The organism is Enterococcus sp. DIV0008 (assembly GCF_050542615.1).
Classification (GTDB): Bacteria; Bacillota; Bacilli; order Lactobacillales; family Enterococcaceae; genus Enterococcus_D; species Enterococcus_D innesii.
The window spans coordinates 2,775,858-2,795,880 of sequence record NZ_CP172937.1 but is presented as its reverse complement, the minus strand read 5'-3'; the positions used below and the strand labels follow the sequence as shown (position 1 = coordinate 2,795,880).

At 42.9% G+C, this 20,023-nt stretch carries 19 protein-coding genes; 17 read left to right on the top strand and 2 right to left on the bottom strand.

Annotated features, from left to right (window positions below; translation table 11 throughout):
• Positions 1 to 156: 156 nt before the first annotated feature.
• From IGI84_RS13105 to IGI84_RS13080, 6 genes are all read left to right on the top strand, one after another.
• Positions 157 to 1,032, top strand: a complete 876-nt coding sequence (locus tag IGI84_RS13105) for an SPFH domain-containing protein (RefSeq protein WP_005228179.1) — start codon at positions 157 to 159, stop codon at positions 1,030 to 1,032.
• 3 nt (positions 1,033 to 1,035) lie between these two features.
• Complete coding sequence (locus IGI84_RS13100; protein WP_005233908.1) at positions 1,036 to 1,533, top strand: LURP-one-related/scramblase family protein; 498 nt, start codon at positions 1,036 to 1,038, stop codon at positions 1,531 to 1,533.
• Between the two features lie 19 nt (positions 1,534 to 1,552).
• Complete coding sequence (gene scrK, locus IGI84_RS13095; protein WP_010749999.1) at positions 1,553 to 2,425, top strand: fructokinase ScrK; 873 nt, start codon at positions 1,553 to 1,555, stop codon at positions 2,423 to 2,425.
• A gap of 100 nt (positions 2,426 to 2,525) precedes the next feature.
• Positions 2,526 to 3,275, top strand: a complete 750-nt coding sequence (locus IGI84_RS13090) for an alpha/beta fold hydrolase (RefSeq protein ID WP_015510359.1) — start codon at positions 2,526 to 2,528, stop codon at positions 3,273 to 3,275.
• Between the two features lie 107 nt (positions 3,276 to 3,382).
• Entirely contained in the window at positions 3,383 to 4,345 is a 963-nt protein-coding gene (locus tag IGI84_RS13085; protein ID WP_096741697.1) for a rhodanese-related sulfurtransferase, read from the top strand.
• A 266-nt stretch (positions 4,346 to 4,611) separates the two neighbouring features.
• Positions 4,612 to 5,550, top strand: a complete 939-nt coding sequence (locus tag IGI84_RS13080) for a 2-dehydropantoate 2-reductase (RefSeq protein WP_220426449.1) — start codon at positions 4,612 to 4,614, stop codon at positions 5,548 to 5,550.
• Positions 5,551 to 5,657: 107 nt separating this feature from the next.
• On the opposite strand, the gene IGI84_RS13075 is transcribed toward IGI84_RS13080, so the two are convergent.
• A complete protein-coding gene (locus IGI84_RS13075) occupies positions 5,658 to 6,446 on the bottom strand; it encodes a PHP domain-containing protein (protein WP_216691302.1) in 789 nt (262 codons plus the stop codon).
• A gap of 132 nt (positions 6,447 to 6,578) precedes the next feature.
• On the opposite strand from IGI84_RS13075, the gene IGI84_RS13070 reads away from it, so the two are divergent.
• The 6 genes from IGI84_RS13070 (at position 6,579) to IGI84_RS13045 (ending at position 12,270) form a co-directional block, all read left to right on the top strand.
• Positions 6,579 to 7,445, top strand: a complete 867-nt coding sequence (locus tag IGI84_RS13070) for an AraC family transcriptional regulator (RefSeq protein ID WP_216682445.1) — start codon at positions 6,579 to 6,581, stop codon at positions 7,443 to 7,445.
• Positions 7,446 to 7,679: 234 nt separating this feature from the next.
• Positions 7,680 to 8,753, top strand: coding sequence for a Gfo/Idh/MocA family protein (locus tag IGI84_RS13065; protein ID WP_005228203.1), 1,074 nt, complete (start codon positions 7,680 to 7,682; stop codon positions 8,751 to 8,753).
• Positions 8,754 to 8,783: 30 nt separating this feature from the next.
• Positions 8,784 to 9,536, top strand: a complete 753-nt coding sequence (locus IGI84_RS13060) for a sugar phosphate isomerase/epimerase family protein (RefSeq protein WP_220426448.1) — start codon at positions 8,784 to 8,786, stop codon at positions 9,534 to 9,536.
• The gene (locus IGI84_RS13055; protein ID WP_074536784.1) at positions 9,533 to 10,252 is read left to right on the top strand and encodes a ThuA domain-containing protein; all 720 of its coding nucleotides are present in this window, start codon (positions 9,533 to 9,535) and stop codon (positions 10,250 to 10,252) included. The genes IGI84_RS13060 and IGI84_RS13055 overlap by 4 nt, the downstream gene beginning before the upstream one ends.
• On the top strand, positions 10,249 to 11,217 hold the full coding sequence (locus IGI84_RS13050) for a sugar phosphate isomerase/epimerase family protein (RefSeq protein ID WP_005228209.1): 969 nt from the start codon (positions 10,249 to 10,251) through the stop codon (positions 11,215 to 11,217). Before IGI84_RS13055 ends, IGI84_RS13050 begins: the two co-directional genes overlap by 4 nt.
• A 24-nt stretch (positions 11,218 to 11,241) precedes the next feature.
• Positions 11,242 to 12,270 carry a Gfo/Idh/MocA family protein gene (locus IGI84_RS13045; RefSeq protein ID WP_010749991.1) on the top strand — a complete coding sequence of 343 codons (1,029 nt, stop codon included), beginning with the start codon at positions 11,242 to 11,244 and terminating at the stop codon, positions 12,268 to 12,270.
• 78 nt (positions 12,271 to 12,348) lie between these two features.
• On the opposite strand, the gene IGI84_RS13040 is transcribed toward IGI84_RS13045, so the two are convergent.
• Positions 12,349 to 13,257, bottom strand: coding sequence for an ArsR/SmtB family transcription factor (locus IGI84_RS13040; protein ID WP_216682441.1), 909 nt, complete (start codon positions 13,255 to 13,257; stop codon positions 12,349 to 12,351).
• A gap of 246 nt (positions 13,258 to 13,503) precedes the next feature.
• Here IGI84_RS13040 and IGI84_RS13035 point away from each other — a divergent pair, with 246 nt between their 5' ends.
• The 5 genes from IGI84_RS13035 to IGI84_RS13015 all read left to right on the top strand — a co-directional run bounded on the left by IGI84_RS13035 (position 13,504) and on the right by IGI84_RS13015 (position 19,870).
• Positions 13,504 to 14,745: an extracellular solute-binding protein gene (locus IGI84_RS13035; protein WP_216682440.1), complete on the top strand. Its 1,242-nt coding sequence runs from the start codon at positions 13,504 to 13,506 to the stop codon at positions 14,743 to 14,745.
• 155 nt (positions 14,746 to 14,900) lie between these two features.
• A complete protein-coding gene (locus tag IGI84_RS13030) occupies positions 14,901 to 15,776 on the top strand; it encodes a carbohydrate ABC transporter permease (protein WP_016612866.1) in 876 nt (291 codons plus the stop codon).
• Between the two features lie 11 nt (positions 15,777 to 15,787).
• Positions 15,788 to 16,621 (top strand): carbohydrate ABC transporter permease, encoded by an 834-nt coding sequence (locus IGI84_RS13025; RefSeq protein ID WP_042890647.1) that lies wholly within the window; start codon positions 15,788 to 15,790, stop codon positions 16,619 to 16,621.
• An 18-nt stretch (positions 16,622 to 16,639) separates the two neighbouring features.
• The gene (locus IGI84_RS13020) at positions 16,640 to 18,433 is read left to right on the top strand and encodes a glycoside hydrolase family 2 TIM barrel-domain containing protein (RefSeq protein ID WP_220426447.1); all 1,794 of its coding nucleotides are present in this window, start codon (positions 16,640 to 16,642) and stop codon (positions 18,431 to 18,433) included.
• A gap of 30 nt (positions 18,434 to 18,463) precedes the next feature.
• The gene (locus tag IGI84_RS13015; protein ID WP_216682439.1) at positions 18,464 to 19,870 is read left to right on the top strand and encodes a glycoside hydrolase family 43 protein; all 1,407 of its coding nucleotides are present in this window, start codon (positions 18,464 to 18,466) and stop codon (positions 19,868 to 19,870) included.
• The last annotated feature ends 153 nt before the right edge of the window (positions 19,871 to 20,023 follow it).

Genomic DNA, 20,023 nt, shown 5'->3' with positions numbered 1-20,023 from the left:
TCCTTTTTTGAGAAAAATTTTGTCCTACCTTAATTGTAACGGTAAAGTTGCAGAAAACAAAATAGCTTGATTGGGAATCGTCCCTGATATGCGCAAGAACATTTGCACAGTGGCTTTAACCAAGGTAAGATAAGAGCAAGAAGGGAAGGAATAAAAATGACAGAAAAACAGACATTTCATGTGAATGGGTATTTAGCACTAGTTGTGCTGATCGGGTTATTAGTTGGCGGCGGTTATTTGTTTTATCATGGGTTCGTAAATGAGAGCGTTCTTGAAATCGTTCTCAGTATTCTTTTATGGATCGTTTCGTTTCTTTTCCTTAGTTCGTTAACGATCGTACAGCCCAACCAAGCCAAAGCGATCCTCTTTTTTGGGCAATATTTAGGGACCATTAAAGACAACGGCTTATTCGTGACAACCCCCTTAACCCAAAAAATCAATGTTTCATTGAAAGTCCGCAACTTTAACAGTTCGCTGTTGAAGGTCAATGATTCAGACGGAAACCCGATCGAGATCTCGGCGGTGGTGGTTTTTAAAGTCGTAGATACGGCGAAAGCATTGTTTGATGTCGATTATTACCAAGATTTCATTGAGATCCAAAGTGAAACAGCGATTCGTCATATTGCGACGCAATACCCGTATGACACGTTCAATGACGATGATCTGACGTTGCGAGGCAATACCAATGAAGTTTCGGAAGAACTGGCAAAAGAATTGCAAGAACGATTGGCTGTTGCTGGGGTCGAAGTCTTGGAGACGCGCTTAAACCATTTGGCGTATGCGACTGAGATCGCTAGTGCGATGCTGCAGCGCCAACAAGCTAAAGCAATTTTATCAGCACGGCAAATCATTGTTGAAGGGGCCGTCTCCATGACACAAATGGCGTTAGAACAAATCGAAGACGGACAGGACATCAATTTCACAGATGACCGCAAAGTCCAACTGATCAATAATTTATTGGTGTCGATCATTACCGATAAAGGCACGCAGCCGGTGATCAATACGGGCGATGTCAAAGAGAAAGGAGTGTAGCATTTGAAGAAACTTTACATCAAACAGAAGGTTTTCAGCATCGGCGAAAAATTTACCGTCACCGATGATTTACAAAACCCTCGCTATTATGTCGAAGGCAGTTTTTTTAAGATCCCGAAAAGTTTTACGATCTTCAATGAGCAGCAGCGACCGATCGCGGAGATCACCAAAAAAGTGTTCAGTTTATTACCGAAATTTTTTGTGGAAGTCCACGGCCAAGAAGCGATCGTTTTAGAAAAACATTTCACATTTTTTAAAGCCCGCTATTCCATCAGTGCAGAAGGCATCGATGTGGACGGCAATTGGTGGGATATGGATTTTGTGGTCAACCGCAACGGTAAGCGAATCGCAGAGATCCACAAAAAATGGATCTCTTGGGGCGATACCTATGAAGTTGTGATCTATGAAGAAGATCTAGATGACCTGATCATTGCATTAGTGGTAGCCATCGATCGCGTCAAAGCAGATGATGCCGCAGCGTCAAGTTCAGCAAGTAGTTAGAAAAAAAGGAGCGATGTGCATGTTATACGGTTCGATTGAAGCAGGCGGCACAAAATTTGTGTGTGCCATTGGCGATGAAGAAATGACAATCAAGGAAAGAGTGAGCTTTCCGACAACGACACCTGAGGAAACAATGCCTTTAGTCATTGGTTTCTTCAAACAATACCAAGCAGATTTAGCAGGGATTGGGATTGGCTCATTTGGGCCCATCGATATCCATCGCGATTCTGCCACTTATGGGTACATTACCTCGACCCCGAAATTGGCATGGCAAAATTTTGATTTCATCGGTACCATGAAAAAAGAATTTCCGATCCCGATTTCTTGGACAACAGATGTCAATGCGGCTGCCTATGGTGAGTATGTCTTCGGCAGTGGCAAAGGATTGAGTAGTGTCGTTTATTACACGATCGGTACAGGTGTTGGCGGCGGTGCCTTACAAGAAGGGCGCTTTATCGAAGGCTTTAGTCATCCAGAAATGGGGCATATGCTGGTCGTCCCTCATCCAAAAGATGACTTTGCTGGCAGCTGTCCATTTCATGGCAACTGTTTAGAAGGGATGGCTGCTGGACCCGCCATCGAAAAACGCTTAGGGAAAAAAGGGCAAGAGGTTGCAGAAGATGATCCTTATTGGGAAATCGAAGCCTCCTATATTGCTCAATGCGCCTACAATACAACCTTGATGTTTTCTCCAGATGTGATCATTTTTGGTGGTGGTGTGATGAAACAGCGCCATATGCTGCAAAACGTCCACGACGCATTTGCAAAATTGGTCAATGGGTATGTCGAAACACCTGAGTTAAGCAAATATATCGTGACCCCAGCATTGGAAGACAACGCTGGAACGCTCGGTTGTTTGGCATTGGCTCGAGAAGCGGTCTTACATTCATAAACGAAAAAACGGATCATACTCTTCGGGTATGATCTTTTTTTACAGCTTATCAGTGGCGCTTTTGGCGACTTTTTGTATACTTAAGCTGAGGTGGAAAAGAATGAAATTAGCTGTTCGAAAAAGAAAAATCGGGAATATTCCGGTCTTAGAAGTCGTACCAGAAGAAATGATTTATGAGCCACTGCCATTGATTATTTACTATCATGGCTGGCAGACGAGTAAAGAATTAGTGTTGACACAAGGCAGAAAGTTGGCTAGAGAAGGTTTTCGGGTGGTATTGCCAGATGCAGCCAATCATGGGGAGCGCAAGACCCAGCTATCGGAGATTCCTTCATTAACTTTTTGGCAAAGTATCCAAACCAATCTATTTGAGTTTTCTTACTTAGTCGATTTTTTTGAAAATCTTGGTTTGGTCAACGGTCAGATCGCAGTTGGCGGAGTCTCCATGGGAGGGATGACCACGTGCGGTTTATTGTGCCAGCATCCAGAAATCACAGCGGCAGCTTGTATCATGGGTTCTCCTTCCATGTTGAAATACCGTGACCGCATCCAAATGCACGCTGGCGCTGCTGGGTTCTTTGTACCCGAGGATTATGGTCAGCTATTAAGCTGGATGGATGCTTACGACCTGTCTTCTCAACCAGAGAAATTAGGACAGCGTCCTCTTTTGTTTTGGCATGGTACCCAAGACGAGAAAATTCCTTATGGTGATGTGGAAGCCTTTGTGGCAGAAAATCCAGAAGCAAATCTGCAGTTTATCTCGCGAGAAGAACGCCATCTGGTTCGTGGAGAAACGATGGATCAAGTCACAGCTTTTTTCGTGGCAGAGCTCAATAAAACCAATCCATGACACGGTTTGCTCAAGGAAAAAGATTGTGTGGAAAAGTACAAGCATAAAACTCGTTTTTTGTCACGTGATAACCTATACTGTAGGGTGCAAAAAAAGGAGGAATTGGTTTGACATACCGCGTTTTATTATTTTATAAATACACAACAATTGAAGATCCGGAAAGCTTCGCCAAGGAGCATTTAGCATTTGGAAAAGAAATTGGCATCAAAGGCCGTATTTTAGTAGCCAATGAAGGGATCAATGGCACGCTTTCTGGAACGGTTGAAGCAACGGATCGCTATATGGAAAAAATGGAAGCTGATCCCCGTTTTAAAGGGATTTTTTATAAGATTGACGAAGTAGAAGAGCATGCGTTTAAAAAGCTATTCGTTCGTCCGCGCAAAGAATTGGTTTCATTGAACCTTGAAGACGACATCGATCCATTAGAAATGACTGGAAAATATTTAGATCCTAAAGCGTTCAAAGAAGCGTTGTTAGATGAAGATACCGTGGTGATCGATGCCCGTAACGATTATGAATATGACTTAGGCCATTTCCGAGGAGCCGTTCGTCCCGATATCCGCAGCTTCCGTGAGTTGCCGCAATGGATCATCGATAATAAAGAAAAATTCATGGATAAAAAAGTCGTTACTTATTGTACTGGTGGTATCCGTTGTGAAAAATTCTCAGGCTGGCTGCTGCGAGAAGGTTTTGAAGATGTGGCCCAACTCCATGGTGGTATCTTTGCTTATGGGAATGACCCAGAAGTTCAAGGCGAGCTTTGGGATGGGAAAATGTACGTCTTTGATGAACGCATCAGTGTGGAAATCAATCATGTAGATAAAAAAGTCATCGGCCGCGACTGGTTTGATGGCACACCTTGCGAGCGCTATGTAAACTGTGCCAACCCAGAATGCAATCGCCAATTCTTAACTTCTGAGGAAAATCAAGCTGCCCATTTAGGTGCCTGTGGCTATGATTGTGCCATCCACGAACACAACCGTTACGTGGAACAACATGGGATCACAGAAGCGGAAAAAGCTGAACGGTTAAAAAACTTTGCAACAAAAAACGAAACAGTCACTGCCTAAACCGACAACTGTTTCACAGAAAATGAATGATTAAAAGAGTCGCACGTGAGTCCGAAAACTGGCTTAGCTCAGTCAAGTTTTCAATCTTCCGTGCGACTTTTTTGAATGAACAAAGTTGGAAACGACCGTTTTTTAATTATCTGAAAAATCTAACTATTCCAATTGTTCTTTTTTCTTTCCTATCGAGAAAAAACGCAAGGCTCTCGCATATTTCACGATTTTAGAGTAAACTATACCTAATTGTGGAAGAGGAAAGAGGAATTCAGATGAAAATTGTTATTGCTGGTGCAGGTGCTATGGGCAGCCGTTTTGCTATTATGTTAAAAAGAGGCGGAAATGACGTCACGTTGATCGACGGCTGGCCGGCGCATATCGAAGCGATCCGTGAACACGGATTACGAGCGAACTTAAACGGTGAAGAGATCGCAGTCCCTTTTTCGATCTATTCGCAAAATGAGATCCCAACGACTGTACAAGCAGACTTGATCCTGGTCTTTACTAAAGCGATGCAACTGGATCAAATGATGCAAACGATCAAACCGATGATTGGCGAGCAAACGAAAGTCTTATGCTTATTAAACGGGATCGGTCATGAGGACACGATTGAAAAATATGTCAGCACGGATAAAATCTTTTTAGGAAATACCATTTGGACGGCGGACTTGATTGGTCCTGGTAATGTTCGCTTGTTTGGGGATGGTTCTGTAGAACTGCAAAATATCGAATCGGGGAAAGAAGAAGATGCCCGTCAATTGGCGGCAGTCTTGGCTGATGCTGGGTTGAATGCGTCTTATTCTGAGAACATCCGTTACTCCATCTATCGCAAAGCCTGTGTCAACGGCACCCTAAATGGCTTGTGTTCGATTTTAAATGTGAATATTGCCCAATTCGGACAAACCTCAACGGCGCGTGCGATGGTCCAAACGATTGTGGAAGAATTTGCGGCAGTTGCTGCCCATGAATCTGTTGAACTGGATGTATCCGAAGTAGTCCACCATATTGAGGAAACCTATGATCCAGAAGGCATCGGAATGCACTATCCATCCATGTATCAAGATTTGATCAATAATCATCGCAAAACCGAGATCGATTATATCAATGGCGCAATCTCACGAAAAGGCCGCAAGTACCAAGTCCCAACGCCTTATTGCGACTTTTTGACTCAAATGATCCATGCTAAGGAAGATATTTTAGCAGCAGAATAACCTAAGTAAATATGGTCTTAAAATGAAAAAACGGCGTATCCTTTTAGGGTTCGCCGTTTTTGGTCCATTTATTGAAAATATGTTGAAGAGTGCATTCAAAGGTGACGCTATTGTGCAGGCAGATCCGCCATAAACCGTTCGCTACCTTGAAAGACCGCTAATTGATTGACACCAAAGGAACGCAGCAGATCGCTCATCGCTGCAAAATCTAACCGATAGTCACTGGCTTTATGGGCATCAGAACCGAGGGTGAACAATTTCCCACCGACACTTTGATACAGCGGGATAGCATATTGATAAAGGTGGGCATTTTGATAGGGGCCAAAACTCTTAGCGTTGATTTCCATCGCTAAGTCGCGGGCAACGATTTTTTTGAAGATCGTCGTTAACTCTGTTTCAAAATGGGCGGCCAATTCCTCAGCTGTAAATTGGAAACGTCGCAAGCCATAATCAAAGTGGGTCACGATATGTCCGTCAGAAAACGAGTCCAACACGTGGGCCATTTGGTCAAAGTATTGTTTGGCAACTGCAAATTTGTCCTTCGTCAACACGGCATCGTCCATATAATCAAAGGTACCGTTTTGATGGATACTGATCAATTTCAAGTCATAAGGATGGCTTTCAAGATAGCGCAAGATTTCTTGTTCTTGACCAGGCACGACACCAATCTCGATGCCTTTTAAGAGTTTCGTCGCTGTGGTCTCTTGCAGCTTCTGGTGGGTATTTACTAGTAATTCGTAGTCAGGAATATCATCACGGAATCCCGAATAGGGGTTCTTCAAATCGAAATGATCTGTCGCAACGAAGTAGGCAGGCTGGTAAGCTAGATAATTCTCAAACTGTTCATCTGAATCAAAAGACAAAAATGTATGCAGATGTTGATCATAATAATTCATAAACAAGACTCCTTTTCTTGAATACGATACCACAAAAAAGCAGAAGAAACTATGATTGGCTGAGAAAAGGTTTTCTCTTGGACAATTTTTCGCTTATAATAAATAAGAATAGAGCGAAGGAGTCGGTCAGCCATGAGTATGTACCTTGAAATTCCTGAATTTGAAAGTGAATTTCGTTTTCGAACGTTTCTAAATGATGGGTTGACCATCGTTTACCCCCATGTCCATAAAGAAATCGAGATCATTTACGCTAAGCGCGGCACGGTGAATATTGGTGTTGACGATACGATCATTGAGTTGGAGGAAGGGGATCTGTATCTTTTTTCCAGCGGGCAACCCCACTATTTTCTAGCATCGCCTGAGAGTGAACGCTATGTCTATCAATTTGATATGCAGCTTTTTGAAGAGCCGTTGCTTCGAGAAAATGAAGTATCCTTGATGACACTCTTTGAAGAAGGGGAGCCCCACAGTAAAAATTGGCCAACGAGTTTTACGGAAAAAATAACAGGTCTCTTGATCGAGTTGTATCAGTTGGAAGAAGAAAATGTTGTTGGGAAGCGTTATTTGACTCTCGGGCTGCTTTACCAGTTGATCGGGGAGTGCTATCAAGGTTTGCCAAAGCGCAAACAAGCCGTCAATCCGCTAAAACGAACGGCCGCACAATACAAAGAAACCTTGCAGCGTCTGAATGATGTCTTTGAGTACATCGAATCTCATTACCAAGAAGTCTTGACGATGGAGGACACCGCAAGACATGTAGGGTTTAGTCCCCATTATTTCACGCGTTTCTTTAAAACCAATACTGGCAAGACCTTCATGCAGTTTTTGACGGAATACCGCATCAATCAAGCCAAATTTATCTTGGCAAACGAAAAGATCCCAATGGCAGAAGTCGCCGAAAAAGCAGGCTTTGCTAGTGTCAAAACATTTCACCATGTCTTTAAGGAAGCCGTTGGTCAATCACCGTTGCAGTACCAGAAACAACTGAATCAAAATTGATAGAAACAGCCGATGAGCCTTTGCTTGTCGACTGTTTTTTTGTCAATTTGGCACTATTTTTTTCTCGATAGTGTTTTTTTAATCGCTTTGCATAAATTGTGGAGTGGTTCTTTTTGTTAAAGTTTCATAAGATAATTTTCGGGAATTTTTTCAATGGAAACTGGGAAGAACTGCTTTCGATGTTTCGCTATAATGAGGAGGTAGAAAATAATAAGCGTTTTCAGGAGGAAAGATATGACAGTTAAAGTTGGAATCATTGGGTGCGGTGGGATCGCTAACGGCAAGCACATGCCTGCCTTGTCTCAAGTAGAAGAAGTAGAAATGGTTGCCTTTTGTGATCTGCTGGTTGAACGTGCAGTTGAAGCGAAATCAGCATTTGGGACCGAAGATGCCCAAGTATTCAGCGATTATCAAGAAATGTTGGCACAAGCTGATCTAGATGTGATCCATGTGTGTACACCAAACGCCTCACATGCTGAGTTGACGATTGCTGCACTAGAAGCAGATTGTCATGTCATGTGTGAAAAACCAATGGCAAAAACAGCGGCAGAAGCCAAAGCAATGATCGAAGCAGCCAATAGAACAGGAAAAAAACTCACGATCGGCTACCAAAACCGTTTTAGAAAAGATTCTCGTTATCTTCATGAAGTGTGCGCCGAAGGACAATTAGGAAACATTTATTTTGGGAAAGCTCATGCGATCCGTCGTCGGGCTGTGCCAACTTGGGGTGTTTTCCTTGATGAAGAGGCGCAAGGTGGCGGTCCGTTGATTGATATCGGTACCCACGCATTGGATCTGACCTTATGGATGATGAACAATTACAAACCAAAATTTGTTGTCGGAAAAGCGTATCATGAGTTGTCGCAAACCAAAAATGCCGCAAATGCTTGGGGCCCTTGGGACCCAGAGAAATTCTCAGTAGAAGATTCGGCCTTTGGTTTTGTGGTCATGGAAGATGGCGCAACGATTTTCTTAGAAGCCAGCTGGGCGCTCAACAGCTTGGATGTGAAAGAAGCCAAAACGACACTGATGGGTAGCAAAGCCGGTGCGGATATGAACAACGGTTTGACCATCAATGGGGAAGACCACAGCTTGCTGTATGAAAAAAATATCGAACTTGAAACAGGCGGCGTTGATTTTTATGAAGGAAACGGGGAGACGCCAGAAATTTTAGAAGCACAATCGTGGATCCATGCGATCATCAACGATACCGAACCAGTGGTCAAACCTGAAGAAGCAATGGTCGTGACGGAGATTTTAGAAGCGATCTACAAATCATCGCAAACCGGTGAGCCAGTCTACCTATAAGAACTGCTGGAAGAAAAGGAGCGAGCATAAATGACAAAACCGAAAATCGCTTTACAGCTTTGGAGTATTCAAGAGGACTGCAAGACAGACCTTTTTGAAGCGTTGAAAACAGTAAAACAAAACGGCTATGACGGTGTTGAATTTGCTGGTTATCATGGACATAGTGCTGCACAGATCAAAGAAATGCTGGAGCAGTTGGATTTGGCGGTCGCGGCTTCCCATATCCCGTTTGAAGCATTGCAAGATCGTTTTGAAGAAACCGTCGCTTTTGAAAAAACGATTGGCAATCAACGGATCGTGATTCCGTATGCCAGCTTTGATTCTTTGGAAAAATGGCAAGCCTTTGCTGCGGAGCTGACCCAGATCACCCAAAAATTGCAAGCAGAAGGGCTGACTTGCTACTACCACAATCATGCCCATGAATTTACTGAAGTTGCTGGAGAATCTATGATCGATGAACTGATCAAAGACAATCCGCAACTGCGTTTGGAAGCCGACCTTTACTGGTTAGTCTTTGCAAATGTGGCTGTTTTACCTTGGCTAAAGGAACGCGAAACGAAGATCGGCTTGGTTCATATCAAAGATATGCAAGAGCAGCCGCAGGAAAGCACCGAGATCGGCAATGGGATTTTACCAATTAAGTCGTATGTAGAAGCAGCTAAAGCATTAGCACTACCATGGCTGATCGTCGAGCAGGAAGCTTTTCAAAAATTCGCTCCTTTAGAAGCCAGCGGGATTGATTATCTGCAATTAAAAAACATCGTAGAGGAGGTCTACCAATGATCCATGTTACGGTATGGAACGAGTTTCGTCATGAAAAAACGAATGAGACCGTCCAAAAAATGTATCCAGAAGGAATCCATGGTCAAATTGCCAAGTTTTTAGCAGAGGATGATTTCCAAGTGCGAACGGCGACCCTTGATGAACCAGAACACGGGTTGACGGAGCAAGTATTGGCTGACACGGATGTGTTGGTTTGGTGGGGCCATATGGCGCATGAAGAAGTCGATGATGCTATCGTTGCTCGTGTGCAGCAGCGTGTATGGGAAGGAATGGGACTGATCGTCTTGCATTCTGGCCACTTTTCGAAAATCTTTAAAACGTTGATGGGAACGTCGTGCGATTTGAAATGGCGGGTAGACGATCAGCATGCGCGGATCTGGAATGTTAATCCAAGCCACCCAATCGCTGAAGGAGTCGGCGAATGGATCGAACTAGAGCAAGAGGAAATGTATGGCGAGCACTTTGATATTCCAGCGCCGGATGAATTGATCTTTGTCAGCTGGTTCCCTGGTGGTGAAGTTTTCCGAAGCGGCTGTACATTCCGCCGTGGGAATGGCAAAATCTTCTATTTCCAGCCTGGTCATGAGACATTCCCAAGCTATTACAATCCCAAAGTGCAAAAAGTGATCCAAAATGCGGCTCGCTGGTGTGCACCAACAGAAAATCGTTACCCAACGTATGGGCATTTTCAAGCAATTGAGGAGGAAAGAAAATGAAATTAGGTGTTTTTACCCCGTTATTCAATCAACTTAGCTTTGAAGAAATGATCGATGAAGTAGCGAAAAAAGGGCTCCAAACCGTTGAGATCGGTACCGGTGGTTCTCCCGGCAATGCCCACTTAGACATTGACCGTTTACTAGCAAGTGAAGCAGAGCGAAAAGAATACTTAGCGAAATTAGCTGATAAAGGATTGGAAATCTCAGCTTTGAGCTGTCACAACAACCCAATCTCTCCATTAAAAGCAGAAGCGCAAGAAGCCGATGAACTTTTGCGCAAAACCATCAAATTAGCCAGCTTAATGAATGTACCTGTTGTGAACGGATTTTCAGGCGTTTCAGGCGGAAATGCAACAGATACGCAAGTCAACTGGCCAGTATTGCCATGGCCAACGGAATACGATGACAATTATAATTATCAATGGGAACAAAAACTGATTCCTTATTGGAAAGGCATCAACACGGAAGCGGAAGCGGCTGGTGTTAAAATCGGGATCGAACTTCATGGCGGCTTTTTGGCACATACTCCTTATACGATGTTGAAACTGCGAGATGCTGCGGGGAAAGCCATCGGCTGTAACTTGGATCCAAGTCATTTATGGTGGCAAGGGATTGACCCAGTGGCAGCGGTCAAAATCTTAGGGGAAGCCGATGCGATCCATCACTTCCATGCCAAAGATACGTATTTGGATCAAGACAATATCAACATGCATGGCTTGACGGACATGCAGCCATATAGCAATGTCAAAACCCGAGCTTGGACCTTCCGTTCAGTCGGTTGCGGCCACAGCTTACAAGTCTGGTCAGATATTATTTCTGCGCTTAGAATTTATGGGTATGATTATGTCTTGAGTATTGAACATGAAGATCCAATCATGTCCATTGATGAAGGACTGACTCGTGCCATCAGCAATTTGAAGACGATTATGATCCGTGAAGAAGCTTCATCCATGTGGTGGGCATAAGAAGAAAACCGAGGAGTGTCAGACATGAGTGCAATCAATTTTGCAGTAATCGGATATGGCGGCATGGGTGCGTACCATGTCCACAATATCTTACCAAATGAAAACGAACGAATCCACATCGTAGGAACTTACGATATCAATGAAGAACGTCAAGCGATCTCACAAGAAAAAGGCCATAAGATCTTTAAAAGCTATGATGAAGTCTTAGCCGATGAGACGATCGAAGCAGTATTGATCGCCACACCTAATGACTTGCATAAAGAGTTATCGATCGCTGCGTTGAAAGCAGGCAAACATGTTGTTTGCGAGAAGCCTGTTGCGCTGAATACTGCGGAACTAGATGAGATCGTGGCGGTTGCCCAAGAAACTGGCAATACCTTTATGGTTCACCAAAACCGCCGTTGGGATCCTGATTTTCTACTTGTACGCGAACTGTACCGTAATGGACAGATCGGTGATTTGTTCCAATTAGAGTCACGGGTCCAAGGGGCAAACGGCATCCCAGGAGACTGGCGCCATGTGAAAAAACAAGGTGGGGGAATGCTTTTAGACTGGGGCGTTCACTTGTTGGATCAAATGCTATGGCTGATCGACAGCCCAGTGAAAGACGTCAAAGCGGATCTTAGCTTTGTGTTGGGGGAAGAAGTCGATGATGGGTTCTTCGCTTTGATTACTTTTGAAAATGGGGTCAAAGCAATCGTGGAAGTTGGAACCTCCAATTACACGCAATTGCCTCGCTGGTACATCAAAGGAACAGAAGGAACAGCCACCATCACCGATTGGGATTTAAATGGGGAAATGGTGCAAGCAACAGGTCGCGAAGATGTGGCAGCACCAAAACCAGTCCAAGCAGGCGTCGGCTTGACGAAAACGATGGCACCCCCATCGGAATTGGCAGCCAAAGAAATTCCTTTCCCGAAAGCCGAAGCGGATTTTGAACCTTTCTACAAGAATTTTTACAACGTTGTACGCAACGGTGCCGAACCTATCGTTAAAAACGAAGAAGTCCGAGCAGTGATGCAGTTGATTGAACGCATTTTTGCCACAGCGTAAGAGAATAGAAAAAAGCACTAGCTGAGGGAGTGATCTCTCTTCGCTACGTGCTTTTTTTGTGTAATGAAACGACAACAGTCATTCCGATACGTAAAAATTGAACAATAAATCTTGAGGATAATTTCCCCATCGATCGCCGAAAATGGTCAAACCACCAGCGTTTTCGGCAGTTGCAGGTGCAGCAATTTTAAAGGTGAAAAAGTCACTGTGGTCTAAGTCGATTTCATTCAGGTTGTGATCTGTTAATTTTTCTCCATCGAGGGAAGTATCATAGCGATTGATGCGTAAATGCTTAAGCAATCCATATTGACTGAACTCATCGATCCACCATTGCGGAGTCAGAGAACCTCTGACATCCGAAAAGTTTCCTGGTACGGTGTAACTACCGATGCAGTGATTGTTTAAGTAAAAGGAAAGATCACTGGGCCAATAGTTATTCGAAATTGGGAACTCTGAAGCGATCTCCATACTGATTTCCAGTAATTCGATTTTTTCGCCATTTTTCAAAGGATTTGGGATTTTGTATTCTAAAAAACCGTTATTTAGCCAGATGATACTTGCATCAACACGTTCTTGATCCAGAAAAGATTTTGGATCATCTAAGGCGCCAATCAAGCGGTCTTTGGTCGCCATTCCACAAGAAGGCTCAGCTTTAAAATCGGTGAAGTGGCCGATTTTCACAGATTGGGAGGTTAGATTCATTTCTGGAAACACTTTTGCTGGGAAATTGATATTGATGAAATCAGTTTTTAGGGACAAATATTTTTTCTTCCAGTCTTGCCCCGATCCTTTTTCGGATTTGATCAACTGAGCTTCTTCGAGTTTACGGATATGTTTGGTCATTAAAGCATTGCTGATTGCTAATTTTTGTCCGATTTCACTGATGCTTTTCTTCTTATCGCCTAATTCTCTTAAAATCGCTAAGCGAGTTTCATTTGCCAGTGCTTCGTAGATCGGTAAAGATGCGTTCGTTAGATCCAATTCCATGACGATCACCTCGTTATACTAAAATGTTTAATGAAAAGATAGTTTAATTATAACACAACCTTATGGATTTACAAAATTGTAAAATGATATAAGTTTTGATTATTCCTTGATAAAATAATGTTGACAGCGCTTTATATTTGTAGTAACTTTACGGTGTAAACATTGTTCGACGTTAGTCTAACGATTATGTTTATTGATAACTGGATGTCATTTTACTTTTTAGTTAAATTAAAAGGAGTGTAAAAAATGAAAGTAAGTAAATCTATTGTTTTAGTAGGGACAAGCTTATTATGTACAGTGTTGTTAGCTGCTTGTGGCGGGAGTGGTGGCTCAAGTAATAATTCAGAAATTTTGCTTTGGTCTTCGACGACAGGACCAGACGGTGAAAAAATCAAAAAAACGATTGATCAATACAATGAAACAGACCCAGACTTTAAAGTGAAGTTAGTAAGCATGCAAGGTGACACCTTTACTTCAAAGTTGACGACTGCGGGGAAATCGGGGAAGGGTGTTCCTGATTTGGCTTTGATTGCCTCAGAAGCTTTGCCTACGTACAAACACCAAGACATGCTTGAAACTTGGGATGACATGATCGATGGGACAGAATTGGCACGGGAAAACTACGTTGAAGCTGCTTGGGACACTGGTGTAGTGGATGATAGTCAATATGGGATTCCGGCAACTATGGGTTCGTGGGTGATGTATTACAACCAAGATTTGGTGGATAAATATGTTCCAGGAGCGTTGGATGATGGCGTAGTGACGTATGAAGAAATCAGACAAGCTGGGGAAAAAGCAAAAGCAGATGGTATCTATAGTTTTGGCTATACATGGGGCATGCAGAATTATTCGAATCTCTACCAACAAATGGGTGGGGAATGGCAAGATGCACAAGGAAACATCAATATCGATAACGAGTTTTCTTACAATGCCGTTCAAGAGTTTAAGGATTTATATGATGCCGGCTACATGGTCCCAGATGGTGAAGATGCAAATAAACTTTTTGCAAACCAGAAACTGATTTTTCTTCCAGAAGGAACATGGATGCTAAGTAATATGGAAGAAATCAGTGACTTCACTTGGGGCCAAACATTTACTCCTCAATGGGATGCGGAACATATCATTCAAGGTTCAGGCGTCGATCAGTTTGCGATGTTCAAAACGAACGAGGAACGTTCCGATGAAAAGAAAAGTGGCATGGTCGACTTTCTGACTTGGTTACAAGCAAACCAATTAGAGTGGGTCAAATCAGGTGCAAATCCTACTTCCTTAGCAATGCTAGACAATGAAGAATATGTTGAGATGCCACAATCCTTCTTATTGAAGACAGAAAAAGGACAAGCGGCAATTTCTGTTAACGCAGTTGATGGCTTATCGTATATTTTTGGAGAATATGATAATCGTTCATGGGACATGATCACAGGAAAAGCAGATATTCAAACGACTTTTGGTGAGATCCAAAAAGTTGTAGAAGAAAAGATGAAATAATCTGCTCACGTGGAGGCTGTGGCAGAAGGAAGAGTGACCATAAAAAGAATTCAGTCCATTTTTTGATAGGGGAGGAATTCTGATAGGCTTAAAGGGCTGTCACAGTCGTTTCTTGTTGAGAGCTGCACTAGAAATACAAGGAAGGATGGGTATTGATGAAAAAAAGGTTAAATGGCTGGCCAATCGTTTTTATTGGTCCACATATGCTCCTTTTTCTTTTATTCTTTTTAGTTCCTGCAGTGATTGGGATCTATGTTTCTTTTACTGAATGGGATCTGTTCAGTACACCGATTTTTGTCGGGTTTGATAATTTTCAAACGATTTTGTTTGATCAAGACTCGTTGTATCATACGCAATTTTTTAATGGAATGAAAAATACGCTGTTTTTTGCGGCAATCTCCGTTCCGTTATGTATTGTGATTCCCTTGTTGCTAGCGGTTGCATTATCTGCTAAACCAAAAATGATGCGTTTTTTTCAATCGATTCTCTACCTGCCAACATTATTTGCAATCTCTGCCGTCATGATTATTTGGGGGTTCCTTTTGAGCAAATCTTTTGGACCGATCAAAGAAGTATTCGGTATCGACATCAATTTTGTAGGCACGCAACCATGGGCATGGATCGCTATTTTGATCGTGACGATTTGGTGGACATTAGGTGGGAATCTAATTATTTATGTTGCTGCATTAAATGGCGTCTCCAAAGAGCAGTTAGAAGCAGCAGAATTAGATGGTGCGAATAGTATCACGAAATTTTTCCGTATTTCTTTGCCGAGTATTCGCAACCAGCTTGTTTTTACCACGGTCATGACGACCATCGCTCAGTTTAATATTTATGGTCAGCCACTAATGTTGACGGGTGGCGGACCCAACAATTCTACTCGCGTGTTGATGATGTACATCCAAGAAAATGCTTTTGGTAGTAGTACCTCGGTTGCAGGAATTTCTTCAGCGATGGCTATTTTACTAGGTTTTGTAATCATGGCAGTTTCGATTGTGCAATTTATGGTCATCAAAAAAATGGAAAGATAGGAGGGAAGAAGATGCGAGAAAACAAACTAGGGAAAAGAATTGCCTTTATTTTGCTAGCAATCGTCTGTGTGATTTGGCTCTTTCCTTTGATATGGGCAATTTTTACCTCGTTTAAATCGGAGGCAGAGATTCAAAAGGTTGGGTTCAGTTTGATTCCACAAGATTGGACGCTGGCTAACTTTTTGGGCTTGTTACAAGGCAATGATTCTTCTCCTGTGTTCCGCTGGTTTGTGAATTCAATGATTATTTCAACTTCACATACGCTGTTGGTTATGGTGATCGTCTCGTTTGCAGCCTATGGCTATACACGACTCACCTTTAAGGGGAGAGATTTGATTTTTGCCCTATTGTTAGGAACGATGATGTTTCCGGGGGTGGTCAATTTGATCCCGAATTTTAAAATCGTTGATACGTTAGGTTGGACCAATACATTTCTGGCAGTCATCGTTCCTGGGGCTGCAGGTGTTTATAACATTTTCCTCGTTCGGCAGTTCATTTTAGGGATTCCTAAAGAATTGGATGAATCGGCTGTGATCGATGGGGCCAACGAGTTTCAAATCTTTTATCATATTATCTTACCACTGATCAAACCTGTATTGACGGTGGTTGCGTTATTTAGTTTTACTGGCTCATGGAATGACTTCTTGTGGCCATCGATCGTGATAAACGATATTGATAAATTACCGATTACACCGGGGCTGCAGTTGCTACAAGGGCAATACATGACCTATCCGGGAATTGGAACTGCCGGAGCAATCTTGGCTTTGATCCCTACCTTTTTATTGTATTTGGTGGCGCAAAAAAGCTTTATGGCGTCAATGTCGTTGCAAAGTGGCATAAAATAATTTGTTTTTGGAGGAAATATGAGTAGAGAAGAATATCCGAGACCGCAATTTGAGAGAGAGAATTGGTTAAGCTTAAATGGTGAATGGCAATTTGCCTTTGATGACCAAAATCTTGGTTTAAAAGAAAAGTGGTACACAAACGAAGCAAACTATCCGTACAAGATCAATGTACCCTTTGTCTATCAAAGTGCATTGAGCGGCATTGATCATCGAGAAGTGCACGACGTTGTATGGTATTATCGGACCTTCAATGTGCAAGTCCCTGAAAAAAGTCGTGTCCTTTTGCATTTTGGGGCGGTGGACTATGAAGCAGATGTGTTTGTCAATGGCAATCATGTGAAAAATCATTGCGGAGGGCATACCTCTTTTGATATAGACATCACGGATGCTTTAGTATCTGGACAAGAGCAAATACTAAGTGTGCGAGCATTTGACCCGCATTTTGATGAAAGCATTCCACGGGGGAAACAATTTTGGGAAGAAGAATCAGCAGGAATCTGGTACACAAACTCAACAGGGATCTGGCAGCCAGTCTGGCTTGAAGTAGTTGCCGAAACCCATCTGAAACAGGTGAAATTTACGAGTGATTTTGATGCTGGCGCCGTGAAGATCGATGTAGAACTGAACCAGTTACAGCCGCAAGTAGTCCTAGAATATCAAATCTATTTTAAAGGTGCTTTAGTTACCAGCGGAAAGGCAGACTTTATCACTTCTGAGTTGAGTTTTGCAGTTGATATTTTCCAGCAAGAAATTTTTCGGACGAATTTTCACCACGAAGGCTGGTCTTGGACACCTGAAAAGCCGCAATTATTTGATGTTGAATTGACGCTTAGAGAAGCAGGGAATGCCATCGATCAGCTAAAAAGTTATTTTGGTATGCGTAAAATACATACAGAAAACGGTATGATTTACTTAAATAACAAGCCTTACTACCAGAAGTTGGTTCTCGATCAAGGCTATTGGCCGAGCGGCTTGTTAACTGCACCAACAGATGAGGACTTTAAACAAGACATCTTATTGGCCAAAGAAATGGGATTTAATGGTTGCCGAAAACACCAAAAAACAGAAGACCCACGCTTTTTATACTGGGCAGATAAATTAGGATTTCTTGTTTGGGGAGAGTGTGCGGCGCCCGCAATCTATACCGATCGTTCTGTGACGCGTTTAATGCAAGAGTGGGCAGAGATCATCACTCGGGACTATAGTCACCCTTCGATCGTTACTTGGGTTCCAATCAATGAGAGCTGGGGGGTGCCAAAAATATCATTTGATCGTCAGCAACAGCATTTTTCTCAAGCGATGTATCACTTTATCCATTCGCTAGACCAGCAACGGTTGGTTATTTCAAATGATGGTTGGGCGATGACGGAGACAGATATTTGTGCGATTCATAATTATGCGCATGGGCAAGAATCTGAACGGCAAAAATATCTATACTTCAAAGACAGTCTCAGCACGAGAGAAAAATTGGTGAATCGAGTATCGACCCCATGGCCGATTTTCGCTGGAGGATTTTCTTATCAGGATCAGCCTATTTTATTGACCGAGTTTGGCGGTATTGGCTTCGATGTTTCGGGGCAACCCGGTTGGGGCTATACCTCAGTGGAAAATCAACAAGATTTCTTGAAGGATTATCAGCGAATCATGACAGCTGTTTATGATTCTGTCGGACTCTGGGGCTATTGCTACACTCAGTTGACAGATGTTGAACAAGAAATCAATGGATTACTGACCTATGACCGCCAACCAAAAGTTGATTTGGCAGCGATTAAAGAGATCAATGAGCAGTTTCATCCACCACAGATAGAATAAAATGATTGGTAAGGAAAGGGGCGATGTCCGATGGGGAAATCAGCAGCTTGGCTCAGTGGAGTAAGTATCTTGATTGCTGCGCTTATGATAACCGGTTGTAGCACTGGAACTGATCCAGGGGAAGAAGTGTCCGATTTTACTTCAATTATCGATAATAATGGAGCAGATCCTTGGATCTTGCAAACGGAAGCGTTCTTTTATTATACCAAAACGACTGGGAATAATTTAACGCTTTGGCGTGCTGAAAACCTCTCTCACGTTGCTGCTGGTGAAAAAAAGGTCATCTGGGAAATGCCAGCAGAATTTGAAAGTATCTGGGCACCCGAGCTTCATTACTTAGATGATCGATGGGTGATGTATTTCGCGGCTAATCGTCCTTCAGAAACGCATCGTATGTATGCATTAGTCAATCATCAAAAAGATCCTTACATGGGTGAGTGGGAATTGGAAGAGATCAAAGGGATGGATGATAAATTTGCGATTGATGGAACAGTCTTAGAGATCAATGACAAACGCTATTTCCTTTGGTCAGGCTGGGAAGGATATGAAAATGTTGCGCAAAATCTTTATTTAGCGGAAATGGCCTCCCCTACGGAAGTGATTGGGGAGAAACGGCTGATCTCAGAACCAGAATATGAATGGGAAATGCGGCAAACACCATTGATCAATGAAGCCCCTCAAGTGATCATCAAAGACGAAACAGTCAATTTGGTATACTCTGCCAGTGGAAGCTGGGACAATGATTACGCTCTTGGTCTTATGACCTTAGATGTAGCTGATGATCCGCTAGAAAGAGCGAATTGGCAAAAGGAACCAGCGCCGATTTTCCAACAGACAAACACTGTCTATGGACCTGGTCATAATGGATTTGCCAAATCAAAAGATGGTTCTGAAGACTGGCTGATTTATCACGCTGCTCGGTGGGATCATTCGGGCTGGGACCGTTCGATCCGCTTGCAAAAGTTTGGTTGGGATCAAGAGGATAAAGTCCTACTGGAAGCTCCTTTGGATGAGTGGCATGTTCAAGCGTTGCCAAAAGCTGAGCCGAATCGACTGCGATTAACTGCTAGCCGTGCTTTGCTGGAAGGCGATTTAGTGCTTGTCGAAGATGAGGCAGCACTCTCGAAAAAAGTCGTCCAAGGCTTTGAATCAACGACTGACAAAATTATCTTTACCCCGCAGATTGAAGAAGCAGAAGAATTTCTGGTGATTGCCTATGTCAAAACCACTGATTACCTCTCCTTAAATGACCCAATTCAGGTCAGGATTGAAACGAAACAAGCAAGCCACGTGGTGGATGTCTATCCTTCCGAATATTATCAACCGCTACAAGTCCGCATGAAGTTACCGAAAGGGGCGCAGGAAATCACCCTTTCGTCTGAGATTGGGGTGGATACGCTAAGTATTGATCGTTTAGAACTCGTCAAATTCAAATAAAAAATAGTGAGGAAGTTTTCCAATCCAAGCGATGGGTAATGATCGTTTGACTCCTGCTACTTTGTCTTTAGACAATGTGGCAGGATTTTTTCGTCCTCGAAAATTCCCAACTCCTACCGCCATAGCCTAAAATTCCATGTATAATAAAGAAAA

What these genes read in the sequence shown, in the direction of transcription:
- IGI84_RS13035 (WP_216682440.1), top strand. Translation starts at nt 13,504, where the DNA reads ATGAAAGTAAGTAAATCTATTGTTTTAGTAGGGACAAGCTTATTATGT.
- IGI84_RS13080 (WP_220426449.1), top strand. Translation starts at nt 4,612, where the DNA reads ATGAAAATTGTTATTGCTGGTGCAGGTGCTATGGGCAGCCGTTTTGCT.
- IGI84_RS13040 (WP_216682441.1), bottom strand. Translation starts at nt 13,257, where the DNA reads ATGGAATTGGATCTAACGAACGCATCTTTACCGATCTACGAAGCACTG.
- scrK (WP_010749999.1), top strand. Translation starts at nt 1,553, where the DNA reads ATGTTATACGGTTCGATTGAAGCAGGCGGCACAAAATTTGTGTGTGCC.
- IGI84_RS13020 (WP_220426447.1), top strand. Translation starts at nt 16,640, where the DNA reads ATGAGTAGAGAAGAATATCCGAGACCGCAATTTGAGAGAGAGAATTGG.
- IGI84_RS13060 (WP_220426448.1), top strand. Translation starts at nt 8,784, where the DNA reads ATGACAAAACCGAAAATCGCTTTACAGCTTTGGAGTATTCAAGAGGAC.
- IGI84_RS13070 (WP_216682445.1), top strand. Translation starts at nt 6,579, where the DNA reads ATGAGTATGTACCTTGAAATTCCTGAATTTGAAAGTGAATTTCGTTTT.
- IGI84_RS13015 (WP_216682439.1), top strand. Translation starts at nt 18,464, where the DNA reads ATGGGGAAATCAGCAGCTTGGCTCAGTGGAGTAAGTATCTTGATTGCT.
- IGI84_RS13030 (WP_016612866.1), top strand. Translation starts at nt 14,901, where the DNA reads ATGAAAAAAAGGTTAAATGGCTGGCCAATCGTTTTTATTGGTCCACAT.
- IGI84_RS13025 (WP_042890647.1), top strand. Translation starts at nt 15,788, where the DNA reads ATGCGAGAAAACAAACTAGGGAAAAGAATTGCCTTTATTTTGCTAGCA.
- IGI84_RS13045 (WP_010749991.1), top strand. Translation starts at nt 11,242, where the DNA reads ATGAGTGCAATCAATTTTGCAGTAATCGGATATGGCGGCATGGGTGCG.
- IGI84_RS13090 (WP_015510359.1), top strand. Translation starts at nt 2,526, where the DNA reads ATGAAATTAGCTGTTCGAAAAAGAAAAATCGGGAATATTCCGGTCTTA.
- IGI84_RS13055 (WP_074536784.1), top strand. Translation starts at nt 9,533, where the DNA reads ATGATCCATGTTACGGTATGGAACGAGTTTCGTCATGAAAAAACGAAT.
- IGI84_RS13105 (WP_005228179.1), top strand. Translation starts at nt 157, where the DNA reads ATGACAGAAAAACAGACATTTCATGTGAATGGGTATTTAGCACTAGTT.
- IGI84_RS13050 (WP_005228209.1), top strand. Translation starts at nt 10,249, where the DNA reads ATGAAATTAGGTGTTTTTACCCCGTTATTCAATCAACTTAGCTTTGAA.
- IGI84_RS13075 (WP_216691302.1), bottom strand. Translation starts at nt 6,446, where the DNA reads ATGAATTATTATGATCAACATCTGCATACATTTTTGTCTTTTGATTCA.
- IGI84_RS13065 (WP_005228203.1), top strand. Translation starts at nt 7,680, where the DNA reads ATGACAGTTAAAGTTGGAATCATTGGGTGCGGTGGGATCGCTAACGGC.